The organism is Comamonas sp. C11, assembly GCF_024496285.1.
GTDB lineage: Bacteria > Pseudomonadota > Gammaproteobacteria > Burkholderiales > Burkholderiaceae_C > Comamonas > Comamonas testosteroni_F.
Map to the genome: position 1 here is coordinate 3,735,090 of NZ_CP101743.1, position 14,306 is coordinate 3,749,395.

Annotated in this window: 13 protein-coding genes; 4 read left to right on the forward strand and 9 right to left on the reverse strand. The window is 59.1% G+C overall.

Going from position 1 to position 14,306, the window contains the following annotated elements:
- Positions 1–6: 6 nt before the first annotated feature.
- The 4 genes from NOX35_RS17080 to NOX35_RS17095 form a co-directional block, all read right to left on the reverse strand.
- Positions 7–1,089, reverse strand: coding sequence for a sulfonate ABC transporter substrate-binding protein (locus NOX35_RS17080; RefSeq protein ID WP_182283403.1), 1,083 nt, complete (start codon positions 1,087–1,089; stop codon positions 7–9).
- Positions 1,090–1,109: 20 nt separating this feature from the next.
- Positions 1,110–2,132 (reverse strand): sulfonate ABC transporter substrate-binding protein, encoded by a 1,023-nt coding sequence (locus tag NOX35_RS17085; RefSeq protein WP_256494115.1) that lies wholly within the window; start codon positions 2,130–2,132, stop codon positions 1,110–1,112.
- 226 nt (positions 2,133–2,358) lie between these two features.
- Positions 2,359–2,955 carry an NADPH-dependent FMN reductase gene (ssuE, locus tag NOX35_RS17090; RefSeq protein ID WP_256494116.1) on the reverse strand — a complete coding sequence of 199 codons (597 nt, stop codon included), beginning with the start codon at positions 2,953–2,955 and terminating at the stop codon, positions 2,359–2,361.
- Positions 2,956–3,023: 68 nt separating this feature from the next.
- Positions 3,024–4,055, reverse strand: a complete 1,032-nt coding sequence (locus NOX35_RS17095) for a sulfate ABC transporter substrate-binding protein (protein WP_182283406.1) — start codon at positions 4,053–4,055, stop codon at positions 3,024–3,026.
- A 143-nt stretch (positions 4,056–4,198) separates the two neighbouring features.
- On the opposite strand from NOX35_RS17095, the gene NOX35_RS17100 reads away from it, so the two are divergent.
- Positions 4,199–4,474 (forward strand): oxidative damage protection protein, encoded by a 276-nt coding sequence (locus tag NOX35_RS17100; protein WP_003053502.1) that lies wholly within the window; start codon positions 4,199–4,201, stop codon positions 4,472–4,474.
- Positions 4,475–4,809: 335 nt separating this feature from the next.
- The gene (locus tag NOX35_RS17105; RefSeq protein ID WP_256494117.1) at positions 4,810–5,973 is read left to right on the forward strand and encodes a GGDEF domain-containing protein; all 1,164 of its coding nucleotides are present in this window, start codon (positions 4,810–4,812) and stop codon (positions 5,971–5,973) included.
- A 386-nt stretch (positions 5,974–6,359) separates the two neighbouring features.
- On the opposite strand, the gene NOX35_RS17110 is transcribed toward NOX35_RS17105, so the two are convergent.
- On the reverse strand, positions 6,360–6,749 hold the full coding sequence (locus tag NOX35_RS17110) for a MerR family transcriptional regulator (RefSeq protein WP_003081449.1): 390 nt from the start codon (positions 6,747–6,749) through the stop codon (positions 6,360–6,362).
- A gap of 73 nt (positions 6,750–6,822) precedes the next feature.
- Here NOX35_RS17110 and NOX35_RS17115 point away from each other — a divergent pair, with 73 nt between their 5' ends.
- Positions 6,823–7,902, forward strand: a complete 1,080-nt coding sequence (locus NOX35_RS17115; RefSeq protein WP_256494118.1) for an SDR family oxidoreductase — start codon at positions 6,823–6,825, stop codon at positions 7,900–7,902.
- An 8-nt stretch (positions 7,903–7,910) separates the two neighbouring features.
- A complete protein-coding gene (locus NOX35_RS17120) occupies positions 7,911–8,141 on the forward strand; it encodes a hypothetical protein (protein ID WP_182283409.1) in 231 nt (76 codons plus the stop codon).
- A gap of 148 nt (positions 8,142–8,289) precedes the next feature.
- Here the strand turns inward: NOX35_RS17120 and NOX35_RS17125 are convergent, their stop codons facing one another.
- The 4 genes from NOX35_RS17125 to NOX35_RS17140 all read right to left on the reverse strand — a co-directional run bounded on the left by NOX35_RS17125 (position 8,290) and on the right by NOX35_RS17140 (position 14,292).
- A complete protein-coding gene (locus NOX35_RS17125) occupies positions 8,290–9,315 on the reverse strand; it encodes a fimbrial protein (RefSeq protein ID WP_182283410.1) in 1,026 nt (341 codons plus the stop codon).
- Positions 9,316–9,642: 327 nt separating this feature from the next.
- Positions 9,643–10,692 (reverse strand): DMT family transporter, encoded by a 1,050-nt coding sequence (locus NOX35_RS17130; RefSeq protein WP_256494121.1) that lies wholly within the window; start codon positions 10,690–10,692, stop codon positions 9,643–9,645.
- 25 nt (positions 10,693–10,717) lie between these two features.
- On the reverse strand, positions 10,718–11,089 hold the full coding sequence (locus NOX35_RS17135; RefSeq protein ID WP_256494123.1) for a hypothetical protein: 372 nt from the start codon (positions 11,087–11,089) through the stop codon (positions 10,718–10,720).
- 59 nt (positions 11,090–11,148) lie between these two features.
- Positions 11,149–14,292 carry an efflux RND transporter permease subunit gene (locus NOX35_RS17140; RefSeq protein ID WP_182283413.1) on the reverse strand — a complete coding sequence of 1,048 codons (3,144 nt, stop codon included), beginning with the start codon at positions 14,290–14,292 and terminating at the stop codon, positions 11,149–11,151.
- Positions 14,293–14,306: the final 14 nt, after the last annotated feature.

The window sequence follows — 14,306 nt, forward strand, 5'->3', positions numbered from 1 at the left end:
CCTGACTTAGAACCTGGATGCCACGGCGGGCGTGATGGATGAAGCGGCGGGGCTCCCCTGGCCATGGCCGGCGTATTCCGCCGGGGTGGGCTGCCAGACGATGTCGGCCACCTTCACCTGGCGTGGAATCACGCCCAGACGAAAAAAGGTATCGGCCACGCGCTGCTGCTCGACCACGATGGCGGGGTTGAGCAGCGTGGTCGGCGAGCTGGGCCTGCGGCCGATAAAGCGGCTGACCACATTCGCATCCAGCCCGCTGAAAGCGGCCAGCAATTGCACGGCCTCCTTGCGTGAGGTCTGCACCAGCTGATCGGCGCGCGTGAGCTCGTCGAACAAGGCCTTGATGAGCTGGGGATGACGCTCGACCAGGCCGCGCGAGGCCAGATAGAAAGAGTTGTTGCCAGACAGCCCCTCACCGCTGGTCAGCACGCGCGGCCGGATGCTCAGCTCGGTGGCCGCATAGAACGGGTCCCAGATGGCCCAGGCATCGACGCTTCCGCGCTCGAACGCTGCGCGTGCATCGGCCGGAGCGAGATACACAGGCTGAATGTCGGCCCAGGCAATACCCGCCTTGTCCAGCGCACGCACCAGCAAGTAATGGGCGCTTGAGCCTTTCTGCAGCGCCACGCGCCTGCCTTTGAGCTCGGCCAGGGTTTTCAGCGGCGAATCGGCGAGCACCAGAATGGCCGAGCTTTCAGGCTTGGGCGGCTCGGCCCCCACGTAGCGCAGATCCTTGCCCGCAGCCTGGGCAAACACGGGCGGCGAATCGCCGGTCAGGCCAAAGTCCAGGCTTCCGGCCGACAGCGCCTCCAGCAACTGCGGCCCGGCTGGAAACTCCAGCCAGCTGATCCTGGTGCCTGGAAAGCGCTTTTCCAGAACGCCATGCTGCTTGAGCACGACCAGATTGACGGCCGACTTCTGATAGCCGATGCGCAACTGGGCCGGAGCTGCAATAGCCGGCACAGGCTGGGCCAGTGCATCGTTGGCGTAGTACGCGGCCAGGGTCCAGCTGAAAGCCGTGGTGCCCAGCAGTTGCAGAGCCTGGCGACGGCCGCGATGGAAACGGGGTGAAGAGGATGCTGAACTCATGGCAATGACCTTTTCATGAATCAGCGGCTGGCCAGCAAGTCCACGGGCGCGGAATGCAGCAAATTGAGCTTCTTGGGGATCAGCTTGAGATCGAAGAAGGTGTCGGCAATCCTTTGCTGCTCACCCAGGATTTCGGCATTCACGGCCTTGGTGCCGAACTCGGCGCGGCTCAGGTACAGCTCGGTTACGGCGGTATCCAGGCCCAGGATCTGCGACAGCTCTGCCGCTGCTGCGCTCTTGTTCTTGCCGGCCCAGGCATCGATGGCGGCAATTTCCTCGATCGCGATGCGCAGCACATCGGCATTGCGGCTCGCATAGTCACGCGAGGTAAAGTAGTAGGCACGGTTGTTGACCACGCCCTTGGCATCGGCCAGCAGACGTGCATCCAGAGCCTTCTGGGCCGAGGCCAGGAACGGGTCCCAGATCACCCAGGCATCGACCGAGCCTTTCTCGAACGCGGCACGCGCATCGGGAGGCGCCAGAAAGACCGACTGCACATCGCCGTACTTGAGGCCATGCTTTTCCAGCAGCTTGACCAGGAAGTAATGAACGTTGGAGCCCTTGTTGTAGGCAATGCGCTTGCCCTTGAGGTCGGCCACGCTGCGGATCGCCGAGCCCTTGGGCACGATCACCGCCTCCAGACCGGGGCGCGCCACCGTGGCCCCCGCATAGACCAGGGGCGCCCCGGCGGCCTGGGCAAAGATGGGGGGAGCCTCGCCCACATCGCCAAAGTCAATCGAGCCGACATTGAGCGCTTCCAGTTGCACAGGGCCGGCATTGAATTCAACCCAGCGCACGGCCACGCCCAGCGGGGTCAGGCGCTTTTCCAGCGTGCCTCGATTCTTGAGAATCGACAGCCAGCCTTTTTGATGGCCCACGCGCAGCACGCGCTGCCCGCCTGCCGTGCCATTGCCCTGCTGCGCATGCAGTCCGCCCGAGGCCAGGGCCAGCGCCGAGGCTGCCGTACCCGCCAGCCACTGACGGCGTGTGCTGTTCAGCAATTGCGACGAAATGACGTCAGAAGTGTTGTTGCGATCGGTCATGAGAAATCAATCCTTGGAGCTTGCAGTCCACACACTTCAGGCGCACCTTCGGCCTGATTTCAGGCGCAACTCGGCCTTCGCAGTGCGGGGACTGCTATCAAAAAAATGGTAAATGCGTCAACGCTGCGAGAAAGGACGGCCAGCAAGGGCCTAGGCGGCCCCGCCGCCCCGCAGCAAAGGTCGTCGTCCCCTGGGGGAAGCGGCAAAGCCGCTCAGGGGGACCTACTTAAACGCTACATCGCACGTCGGAGAACGCGATGCTTTCAAAGTCATTGGCTGCGGCCCATTGGGCACTGCGGCGCAGATCGGTGGCCAGCAACTGGGCTGCATCCTCGACGCGATCGGCGATCTCGGGGGCCAGGCCATAGCCGCCTTCAGGCAGCAGGGGCACCCCCTGGTCGGTGGCATAAATGCCGGGCAATATGTGGCGCGCGCCAAGCGACTGCAGCACGGGGCGCAGCGCATAGTCCAGCGCCAGCATATGGTGAGGGCTGCCGCCAGTGGCCAGAGGCAGTGCCAGCTTGCCCTTGAGCGCCGTCTGCGGCAGCACATCGAGAAACACCTTGAGCAGGCCGCTGTAGGCCGCCTTGTAAACGGGTGTGGCCACCACCACCGCGTCGGCCCGGGCCACTCTATCGGTCACGGCACGAATCTCGGGGTGATCGAAGCGGGCATGCAACAGCGCTGCAGGGTCCAGCTGGTTGAGCTGCAGCACGGACTCTGTGCTCAGGCCCTGTGCCTGCAGGCGGGCAGCCACGGCATTGAGCAGGGCACTGGAGCGCGAGGGCTGCGAGGGGCTACCGGCAATCAGCAAAATCGACATGGCTTGGCTCTATCTTTTAGTTATTGCAAAGACAGGAGCACTCATGGTGCCCCCGTCTTGCGTTTCACTTATTTCTTGGTATAGATCTGATCAAAGCTGCCGCCGTCGGCAAAGTGAGCCTTGTCTGCCGCTGCCCAGCCGCCAAAGGCCTTGTCGATGGTGAACAGCTCCAGCTTGGGGAACTGGCCGGCAAACTCGGCTGCCACCTTGGCATCGGTCGGGCGGTAGAAGTTCTTGCCGGCAATGCGCTGGGCCTCCTCGGAGTACAGATACTTCAGATAGGCCTCGGCCACGGCACGCGTACCCTTTTTATCGACCACCTTGTCGACCACGGCCACCGAAGGCTCGGCCAGGATGGACAGCGAAGGCGCGACGATCTGGAACTTCTCGGGGCCGAACTCCTTGAGTGCCAGATAGGCTTCGTTCTCCCAGGCCAGCAGCACATCACCCAGGCCGCGCTGCACAAAGGTCACGGTGGAGCCGCGCGCGCCGGTGTCCAGCACGGGCACGTTCTTGTAGAGCTTGGTGATGAAATCCTTGGCCTGTGCATCGCCGCCGTACTTTCGCTTGGCAAACTCCCAGGCTGCCAGATAGTTCCAGCGTGCACCACCCGAGGTCTTGGGGTTGGGCGTGATCACCTGAATGCCGGGCTTGACCAGATCGTCCCAGTCCTTGATGCCCTTGGGATTGCCCTTCTTGACCAGGAACACGATGGTGGAGCTATACGGCGCGCTGTTGTGCGGCAGTCGCTTTTGCCAGTCGGCCTTGACACTGCCGTTCTTGACCAGGGCATCGATATCGCCTGCCAGGGCCAGTGTGGCCACGTCGGCCTCAATGCCGTCGATAATGGAGCGAGCCTGCTTGCCCGAGCCGCCATGCGACTGCTTGATGGTCACATCCTGGTTCTGCGCAGCCTTCCAGTACTTGGCAAACGCCTGGTTGTAGTTCACATACAGCTCGCGTGTGGGGTCGTAGGAAACGTTGAGCAGTTGAACGCCGGTTTGTGCAAAAGCGGGCAATGTGGGCAGAGCCGAGAGGGTCAAGCCAGCAATCAGACCGGCAGCCAGAGGAAACTTGATAAAGTTGCGACGATTTTTCATTGGACTGTGTTCTTGGAGTGAATGGTTAACGGGCTTCTGCCCCGTTGCTGTGCATTCTTGAGCCGCATTCTTAAAACTCAAACTACTAAGATTTCAGTTTGTTATTACCCAAACATCTGAAATCAACCAAGAGGACCCTACACATGGCACGTACCGTTCACTGCATCAAGCTTGGTCAAGACGCTGAAGGCCTGGACTTCCCTCCTGCCCCTGGCGAGCTGGGCAAGCGTATCTATGAAAGCGTGAGCAAGCAGGCCTGGGCCGACTGGCTCAAGCACCAGACCATGCTGATCAATGAAAACCGTCTGAACCTGGCCGACGCCCGCGCCCGCCAGTATCTGGCTCGCCAGATGGAAAACCATTTCTTTGGCGGCGGTGCCGATGCCGCAGCCGGCTATGTGCCTCCCAGCGCCGAGTAAGCTCTTCTGACTCGGACACCAAGCCCCGTGGCCCCCTGCCCCGGGGCTTTTTCATGTGTGAATGCGCTGCCGTGGCGACGAGGCCACGCGGCTGGTCCGCATGCGGCCGCCCTCTCCTTATGCCAGGCTCCATCCGTTACGTCCTCCCGACGATCCAGCTCACAAGAGATGCCTGAAAATCAGCATCCTGCGACAATTCGCCTCGTTTGCGGCCCGCTCCATTTCAATGCCATGGCCCCGACCGTCGCCACCGAGCAGCTGATCGGCTCCCGCGCATTGCTCCTGGCCGGGCGGCTCTCGCGCGAACCCCACCCGCGCTGACACATCCATCGTCCATGGCTCTCGACCCCTTCACCCTGCTCGTACTCTCCGCGGCCATGGCCGCCGCCTCGGCGCTGTACCTGGCTGCAGAATGGAGCATCGTTCGCGAACGCTCCCTGCTGCTCTGGAGCGCGGGGTTCACGATCATCGCCGTGGGCAGCGTGCTGGCCCTGCTGCGTTCCAGCGGCTATGTACTGTTCGGCATCTGGTTTCCCAACGGCTTGCTGATCGTCGCCCACTGGCTGTTCCTGGCTGGCGTTGCCGGATTCACGCGCACCCGGCTGCCGCGCACCTGGTGGCTGCTGGCCGTCGTCTGGCTGGCGATGCTGTTTCTGCCCGACGGGCCATGGTGGTCCAAGACCATGCTGGGCATCCAGTCGCTGCTGATTGCCGTCATCACCCTGCGCGCCGGCCTGCTGCTGCGCCCACATGGCCGAGCGCTGAGTGTGGGTGCGGCGCAGCTGCGTTTCGTCCTGCTGGCACACGGCCTGTTCTACCTCGGCAAGGCCGGCTCGGCCGTGGCGCCGGACGCTTTCGTCAACCTGGCCAGTTTCCGAGGCGTGGTGATACTGGTCTCGCTGGTGGAAGGCGTGATGGCGATCATGCTGCTCGCGATGTCCATGACCGGCACCGAGCGCCATCGCCGTGAAGAGCGTATGGCGCAGATCGCCGCCCGCGACCCGCTGACCGCCCTGGACAACCGCCGAGCACTCTATCTGCGCGCACCTGAGCTGCTGCGGCAGGCCTCGCCAGCCAGCCCCGGTGCCCTGCTGCTGATCGACATTGACCACTTCAAGCAGGTCAACGACCTGCATGGTCACGATGCCGGCGACCGCCTGCTGGTGACACTGAGCGACCTCATTCGCGGCTTGCTGCCCCACGGCGCGCTGGCAGCGCGACTGGGCGGAGACGAGTTCGTGATTCTGCTGCCCAGTGTCTCCGGTGCCGCCGCGCAGGTGCTGGGGCAAAACCTGCGCGAGTCGTTCGCACAGCAGGCGCGCGCCATGTTCGCAACACCGGAGCCAGTGTCCCTGAGCATCGGTGCGACCTTGTTCGACCAGCCCGAGACCGAGCTGTCACATTGGCTCAAGCGGGCCGACGAAGCCCTATACGCGTCGAAGCGCAAGGGACGGGACCGGATGGAACTCGCCCCGCTTCCGCCAGGGCGGTCGCAATGATGCTCCCCTAGCCTCGACAGGAGCCAGTGTGGCAGCCCGGATGTACTTCACCTTCGGCGACGCGCCCTGGCCCCATTGTCGTTACCTTGATGCTCCCGAAACGGATGCTCCTAGAGAGAAATCATGGACAGGTATTGAGTTTTAGACATTGGCTCGGTTGAAGATTTGATGGCTGCGTCGGGCCGGACTGCGACAGTCGCAGATCGCCCCATCGCAGACCTTCGCGTGCAGTCGTCCCAGGTCTGCTTTGCAGAAGTTGCCGACAGAGTGGACGCTCAGGCCCGCACTGGACCAGACTGGGTCTGGCCGCTACGTTTCAGAAAATGCTTGAGCCGGAGCTTGAAACCGGAAGCCGGCGGCAGCTTCCGTATCTGGATGCCGACAGCTCAGCTCGAAGCCTTGGCCAGTTGCTGAAGCTCAAGCTGCCTGGCAGCGCTGGCTTCGAGGTTTGCACGCTCTTCATCCAGATAGCGATAAATGCTTTTGAGGTCGGCGATTTTCTGTCTGATCTCCGCCATCTTCTTTTCAATGAGCTTGGCACCGTCAGCACAATCGATCGTCTTGTTCCGCTGCGCATCCAGAATCTGCCCTATTTCCCCCAGGGAAAAACCCATGCTTTGCGCACGCTGGATGAAGTTCAGATCCTGCAGGGTTTGCGCAGTGTAGACGCGATAGTTGTTGGTTCGTCGCGTCGGCGAGATCAGGCCGATTTGCTCGTAGTAACGCAAAGTATGGCGGCTGGCGCCGCTGCGGGTCTCAAGTTCGCCGATTCTCATGAAAATACCGCTTGACTATAGAGTTGGGTCGACACTCTACATTTGATTTCTCACCTTACCAAGGAGCAAGAGAATGAGCGTGGAGTGCTTTGTCACGGGAGGGACCGGCTTCATCGGTCAACATTTGCTGGCGAACCTGAGTGCCAAGGGTCACACCGTCCGGGTGTTGATGCGTCGCCCAGAGCGACTGGCTGCACTGCGTGAGCAAGTCGACAATCTGGGAGGGATTGCAACCCGGATATTTGCCGTTGCTGGCGACCTTGAGCGGGACGACCTCGGGCTGAGTCCTGCCGACCAAACAGTGCTAAAGCAGGCCAGAGTCGTATTCCACCTGGGTGCCCACTTCGCTTGGGGGCTTTCATTGGAGCATTCTCGTGCGGTCAATGTCGAAGGAGCAAAGCGCGTGGCGCTGCTGGCGGCTGGGCAAAAGAGCCGCTTGGTGATGATCGGCGGCTACATGCTGAAGAATCATGAACATCTGCTGCGCATCGGAATTGACCCTCGTCAACCGGAACTGACGAATTGGCCTGCCGTCTACCGGCACGTCGGTGCTTACGAGGCGAGCAAGCTGGAGGCGCACTTTGCGACCCTGCGGGTCATGTCCGCCAAGGGCGGGGAAGTTACCGTAGTTCACCCCGCGACGGTCTGTGGCCACAGCCGTACCGGGCATATCCTTGACAGTCAGCCGCTGGTGGCACTGATACGCAATCTTGCGCAGGGAAATCTGGCTGCAGTGCCCGGAACCGCCGAGCATTGGCTCCCACTGGTCACCGTGGATTACCTGGTCGAGTTGGTGGCGGCTTGTGCTTTCGATCCGGCCATGGTGGGCAAGGAACTGCTGGCGCTTGATGACCAAAGTCCCAACTTGCGAGAGCTCCTGGAACAGGTCGCACAACCCATGGGCTTGAAGCCTCCCAGGCATCACATTCCCCTGCGATTGCTGAAGTTGCTGCTGAGTATTCCTCCCGTCGCACGGTTCTTGAATACAGACGCCGAAGCCTTGGACTTTATCCAGACCACTCGCTTTGATACGGCGGCAGTCGAGCAATTTGCCAACAGGCATGGAATAGCCAAGCCGGATATACGCCAGTCTTTGCAGCACACTGCAATGTTCGTCAACTCATATTACGTAGCCAAGGACAGGGCTGTCTGAATTATTCCTTGGGGCAGCAGCCCAAAAAGAAACGACTGTCTTTCGAGCCCGGGGACACTTTTTTGGGGATCTATCGCAGCCTGTATCCATACAAGTGGATGCCGGATGCTTTAGCGCTTGAGACTTTTGCATCGATGGTCAAGAAAGCGTATGGCATCAGTCTTGCCAATGTCTGGAATGACAAGCTGACACTCGAAAAACTGTTCTCTCCTACCCAGAATAAGACAGGCTTTGAGTGAAGCCACATGACTGCTCGGGGTCGTCACCACTAGCGAGCCTGCGTCCCGATCCCTGGTCTCGCCAATCAGAGCAAGGTGGCTTTCCTGCAGGGGCAGCACCTCGTCTCAGCCGCAAACCTTCGGTTTGCTGGCTCGTGCCAGCCACAGTTTATTTATAGCTAATGACAAAGGTAGCATCTGCATTCGCGCTGCCGGGCGTCGGCCTCTGCACGAGCGACGTCCAGGTATAACGGGCCTTCAGTTTGATATCCACCGGCCCATTACCAAATTCGCCGACCTTCCATTGATGGACCTCCTCCGATTCGGGCCCGAATCTCACGAGTTGGTCATTTTCTCGTTGAATTTCGATACCTACATTTTTGGCCACCGAATCTCCGGAAAGGGACAGCGTCGTTGATCGATTCGCCGGATTCTGCGCATCCGAAAATACAATAAACATTCTTGTGGTTGCACCTGTACCGCCCCCGCTACATGTAAGGTTCAGAGTGAAATCCTTCCATGGCCCTTTGCCGTTATCCATCAGGTCGGAGACACTGATCCCATCGAGAGGTACCGTAACCAGTGAGGTATTGAGCTTGCATGTCGGCACTTTAGGCTCAACCGCGATGCCGCGTCCTTCTATGTAGAATCTTCTAAAGGTATATTGCAGGTCGACATATCTGCCCTCACCGATCAGTCCGCCAATATACCCCCCTGACGTGATGGGCCCCGTCTTCACCAATTCCACAGTAAGTTCCTGAGTGTCCGTCAGATAATACCTCGTACGGTTGTCATACCATGTCTGGGGCCACCATTGTAAACTGGGCATTAGCTTCATTCGGATCCCCACGCCAGCAATGGAAGTCGTGAAGGTGTCATACGAACCCGGCTGGCCGATCCCGCTGTAGCGCGTGGCGCCGAATGGTGTCTTGCACTCGATGAACCCGCTCTCGCCGGTGAGCCGGATTTTCTTCGTATTAATGACTGATCCCACGGGGACCGACGGATCAAAATCCCCCGTGTCCCAGGACTGAATCTGCCAGTCAAGCACCGAAAGCAGCCGACCATCGTTCATCGTGATAATGCAGATACCTTCAGCCTTTGCCACCATTGGTGCAGCCACAAGAAACGAAGTGCACAAGAATTGCAAAATGACTGGCATCAGTCTGCGTTTTCGAAATCGTTGGTTAGCCATTGAGATTCCACAAATACCTTTTCTGAGCATGGTATTTGTGGTTCAGATGACGATTTCTAGGATTTTTCTCAAAAGCTTGGCGTGAGCCGGCTCTCACCGGGTTTTGTACTTCCCTCACTCAGGCTTGCAACAGTGACCGGTCTGGGGGGCGCAGCAGTCATCCCACCTGACGGACGGCGGCTCTACCTTCAATGGGCCATCGAATGTCAGCTGCTCGCAGATTCGAACTGACGTCGGTGCATTTCAAGTAGATGACTGCTTTGAGCCGGATTGCGCTCCTCCCCGCGAATCATCCTCCAAGCGCATTCAAGAGAACCAGTGCAATAGTCAATGTTTGTGGTCGTGCTGATGATGAATGTCCGGGAAATGCTCATGGGTGTGAGTCATGGTCTCATGAGTGTGCAAATGCGTGTGCTTACCGGTTGCCGGCAGCCCAAGCGCATGGACATGCTGATGATGCTCATCATGTTCGTGCTCATGACTATGTTCTAGCGACTCATGGGTATGCTCGTGCTGATGGGTTTCAGTAAGGTGTAGCCAAACCCCGATACCCATCAGAACGCCTGCAACGAGCAATCGAGGCGATGCAGGTTCTCCCAAGAGAACAATGGCCAGCACAGCTCCAAAAAACGGCGCGATGGAGAAATACGCGCCTGTACGAGCTGTACCCAGATAGCGCAAGGCGATCACGAACAAGACCAGACTCGTGCCATAGCTCAGGAAGCCAATCACAGAACCCAGGGCCACGATTCCTGGTGACGGCCAGGCAGCACCTGTCGCGAGAGCCAGCAGCAAATTGGTGGCACCGGCAGCCAGGCCCTTCATCATTGCAATGAATGAGGCATCGGCAGTCGACACCTTACGGATCAGATTGTTATCAATGCCCCAGGACAGACAAGCACCGAGCACTGCAAGCGTGGGCCAAAGACTCGCGGAGCCCGTTTGGCTCGGCCAGCTGAGCACGACCGCACCAGCGACGATCGCCACCGTACCCAAGGCGATACGGCGATCAAAGTTTTCTTTGAACACAAACCAGGCTAAAACAGCAGTCAGCACACCCTCTGCATTGAGCAGCAAAGAGGCATCGGTTGCCGCCATCGCAGACAAGCCTGTCATCAAAAGCAGCGGACCCATCATGCCGCCTGCTATGACGGCTCCGGCCAACCACCCTATCTCATTTCGCTTCAGGGATACGGTAGGAGCTTTCGTAATCAGTCTATAGATCAGCAGACCTATGCCAGAGCCGAGGTAGAGAATGCCCGCCATCAACCAGGGACTGGCATGCTCCAGCAATATCTTGACTGCCGGGGTACCTGCGCCAAATAAAACTGCTGCGCTGAGTGCGGCGACAACTCCACGGTTTGCCAGAACATTCATAGCTACCTCGTCTTACCTTTGGGTATTACTTCACCGAGAAGCGTACGGTGACAGTTTGGCCTTCAACACCGGTGATGGTCGCAACAACTTTGCTGCCCTTCGCAACCTTGACGCCCGTTGTTTCGAGCTTGTTTCCACCAGCAGGCTTGATGTCAGCTTCAGACTTTTCTGCGCCATTGAGCACAGTCAGTTTGCCGCCCATCTTGCTCACGTCAGCAGGATCATCATGATCAATAACGTAGATGGCAGCACCATTGGACTGTTGAACCAGTTCAAAGGACAGATCGCTGGCCGACTGGACAATGCCACCGTGCTGAGGCTTGGCAGTGCCATGCGCCATGGCATTCATGCTGATCAGAGAAAGGCCCAGTACAGCTGCAGACAGCAGTTTTTTCATAACTATTCCTAGCTAAAGCGAGGCGCATCAAGGGCTGCGCCTCAAAGCCCGTCATTGCCTTAAAACGCTTCTTGCTGCTCAGGTGTGCCCTCGGCATCTGGATTTGATGCCAGAAGCCTTTCGGTGGCCTTTTTGCCAAACGCCAGGTACATCAAGGGGGTCAACAGGGTGTCGAGGAGAGTGGAGCTCACCAAGCCACCGAAGATGACCACCGCGACTGGGTGCAGGATTTCCTTGCCTGCGGCATCTGCCGACAGCAGCAAAGGCGTCAGGGCAAACGCAGCGACCAGCGCGGTCATCAGCACAGGCGTCAAGCGCTCCAGCGAGCCTCGGACAACCATGGGCTGGCCGAACTGCTCCCCTTCAAACTTGCAGAGGTTGATGTAGTGGCTCACCTTGAGGATGCCGTTGCGAACCGCAATACCCGTCAAGGTAATAAAGCCGACCATGGACGCAACGGAAAGCGTGATCCCTGAAAGCCACATGGCAATCACGCTGCCTACCAGTGCCAATGGGATATTGGCCATGATGATCAAGGCCAGCGTGGTTGAGCGGTAGCGCGTGTACAGCACCAGGAACACCAATGCCAGAGACATCAGTGAGAGCCAGACAATCTTCTGCGTCGCCTGCTCCTGAGCCTGGAACTGACCTTCCAGAGAGATGGAGTTGCCGGTCGGCAGCTGGGTGCGATCGATCGCCGCACGAATGTCACGCACGATACGACTCATGTCCGAGCCATCCGTGTTGGCATAGACCACGATGCGACGGCGGCCGTTTTCCCGGCCGATCTGGTTGGGTCCATCCGTCTCGGAAACCGTCGCGATAGCCGAGACGGGAATGCGGCCGGCCGGTGTGTCGATCAGGGTTCGAGCCAGGTCTTGCGGGCTGCGACCTTCATCAGGCAAACGCAGCACCAGCTCGTAGCGACGCGGGCCATCCACGATCTGTGCACCATGAGCACCATCCGTCAGCGCTTGCAGCACACGAATAGCCTCTCCAGGAGCCAAGCCCATCTGAGCTGCCTTCTGATGGTCAAGACGCACAGTAATCTGAGGAATCAGCACTTGCTTCTCGACGGTCAGGTCAACCAGGCCAGGGATGCTTGAAAGACTTTGGCGCATCTGTTCGGCCAAACCACGCAGGGTGTCGGTATCGTCACCGGAAATCTTCAAGGCGATCTGAGCGCGGACACCAGACAGCAAATGATCCAGTCGGTGAGAAATCGGCTGGCCTACAGCAACTTGTGCAGGCAGCACGGACAGCTTTGCGCGAATATCAGCCATTACGGCTTCACGATCACGCTCGCTGCGCTTCAGATCCACGTCGATCTCTGCAGAGTGAACCCCTTCGGCATGCTCGTCCAGCTCGGCTCGACCTGTTCTGCGCCCGACTTGGGTGACCTCGGGCACCTCCATGATCAAGGTCTCAGCCAAGGAGCCCATGCGATTGGCTTCTGCCAATGACGTCCCCGGATTGAACACCATGCCCAGAACCAGCGAGCCTTCATTGAAGGCTGGCAGGAACGCCCTTGGGAAGAAAGGAACGCTGGCTAGTGCAATCACTACTGCGGCCAAGGCCGCAGCCATCAGCGCCTTGCTTCTTGGGAAAGACCAGGCCAGCAGCTTTTCATCCCAATGCTTGAGGCGCTTGACGATGGGACTGTCTCCATGATCGATGCGCCTCATCCTTGGCAGCAGGTAGGAACACAGCACCGGCGTCACTGTCATCGATACCAGCATGGATGCCAGGATGGAGATGATGTAGGCGATCCCCAGCGGCGAGAACAAGCGGCCTTCGACTCCTGGCAGGGCAAACAGCGGCACGAACACCAGCACCACGATGGCCGTGGCATAGACGATGCCGGAGCGAACCTCCACGCTGGCTTTGCGGACAACCTCAAGCGTCGGCATCGGGTGCTCCAGCTCCCGGTTTTGCTTGAGTCTGCGCAGAATGTTTTCCACGTCCACCACCGCATCGTCAACCAGCTCTCCGATGGCAATGGCAAGTCCACCCAAGGTCATCACATTGATGGATTGGCCCAACCAGTGGAATACCAGCGCCGTGGCCGCCAGCGACAGAGGGATCGCGACCAGTGAGATCAACGTGGTTCTGGCTGAAAGCAGGAAGGCAAACAGCACGATGGCGACCATGATGGCCCCGTCACGCAGTGCTTCTGTCACATTGCCAATGGAGGCTTCAATGAAGTCTGCCTGCCGGAACAAGGCTCTGGGTTCGCTGATTCCTTCGGGGCGACCTTTACTCAGTTCACGAAGCGCTTGCTCGATGTCACGAGTCACGCGAACGGTATCGGCTTCAGGTTGCTTCTGAACGCTGACGATGACCGCAGGAGAGCCGTTGTAACCACCGTCACCGCGCTTCATGGCCGCAGCGAAGCGGACATTGGCAACTTGCTCCAGGCGGATCGGACGGCCATCGCGCCAGGCCACTGCAGCGGACTGCAGGTCCTCGACCTTGTTGGTACGCCCAATGTGGCGGATCAGATACTCCTTGCTATTGAGGTCGATGAAACCACCGCCTGCGTTGCCAGCAAACCCCTTGAGAGCCGTTTCCAGCTGAGAAAGGGTGACGCCGAACTGAGCCATCCGGGCGGTGTCAGGCTCCACACGCAATTGACGTACTTCACCCCCGATGGGAATGACTTGCGAAACCCCTTGGACAGCCAGCAAGCGGGGGCGCAGCACAAAGTCTGCATACTCCCGAGCCTGCATGGGGGTTGCGGCCGATGCGCCTTTTTCGCTCACATTCAAGGGCAAGGCCAGCAGCATGACCTCACCCATGATGGAGGACACAGGTCCCATCACAGGCACCACATCAGCGGGAAGTCGTTCTCGCACAAGGGCAAGCCGCTCCGCCACCAACTGGCGATTACGGTAGATGTCAGTGCCCCAGTCAAACTCGGCATAGAGAATCGACAAGCCGACCCCAGACATGGAGCGCACGCGAGTCACCCCCGGCATGCCATTCAATGCGGTTTCAATGGGGAAAGTCACCAACTGCTCGACTTCTTCAGGAGCCATGCCCCCGGCTTCAGTCAGAACGGTAATCAGAGGTTTGTTGAGGTCCGGGAAGACGTCAACAGGCGTTTTGACTGCCGTGATGATCCCGTAGATCATCAATATCGCAGCGAACGCCAGCACAAACAGCCGGTTATGCAGGCTGCTGCGAACAATCCAGTTGAACATGTGTCACCTCACAG

Coding starts and splice junctions, on each gene's coding strand:
- NOX35_RS17080 (WP_182283403.1), bottom strand. CDS start 1,089: ATGAGTTCAGCATCCTCTTCACCCCGTTTCCATCGCGGCCGTCGCCAG.
- NOX35_RS17085 (WP_256494115.1), bottom strand. CDS start 2,132: ATGACCGATCGCAACAACACTTCTGACGTCATTTCGTCGCAATTGCTG.
- ssuE (WP_256494116.1), bottom strand. CDS start 2,955: ATGTCGATTTTGCTGATTGCCGGTAGCCCCTCGCAGCCCTCGCGCTCC.
- NOX35_RS17095 (WP_182283406.1), bottom strand. CDS start 4,055: ATGAAAAATCGTCGCAACTTTATCAAGTTTCCTCTGGCTGCCGGTCTG.
- NOX35_RS17100 (WP_003053502.1), top strand. CDS start 4,199: ATGGCACGTACCGTTCACTGCATCAAGCTTGGTCAAGACGCTGAAGGC.
- NOX35_RS17105 (WP_256494117.1), top strand. CDS start 4,810: ATGGCTCTCGACCCCTTCACCCTGCTCGTACTCTCCGCGGCCATGGCC.
- NOX35_RS17110 (WP_003081449.1), bottom strand. CDS start 6,749: ATGAGAATCGGCGAACTTGAGACCCGCAGCGGCGCCAGCCGCCATACT.
- NOX35_RS17115 (WP_256494118.1), top strand. CDS start 6,823: ATGAGCGTGGAGTGCTTTGTCACGGGAGGGACCGGCTTCATCGGTCAA.
- NOX35_RS17125 (WP_182283410.1), bottom strand. CDS start 9,315: ATGGCTAACCAACGATTTCGAAAACGCAGACTGATGCCAGTCATTTTG.
- NOX35_RS17130 (WP_256494121.1), bottom strand. CDS start 10,692: ATGAATGTTCTGGCAAACCGTGGAGTTGTCGCCGCACTCAGCGCAGCA.
- NOX35_RS17135 (WP_256494123.1), bottom strand. CDS start 11,089: ATGAAAAAACTGCTGTCTGCAGCTGTACTGGGCCTTTCTCTGATCAGC.
- NOX35_RS17140 (WP_182283413.1), bottom strand. CDS start 14,292: ATGTTCAACTGGATTGTTCGCAGCAGCCTGCATAACCGGCTGTTTGTG.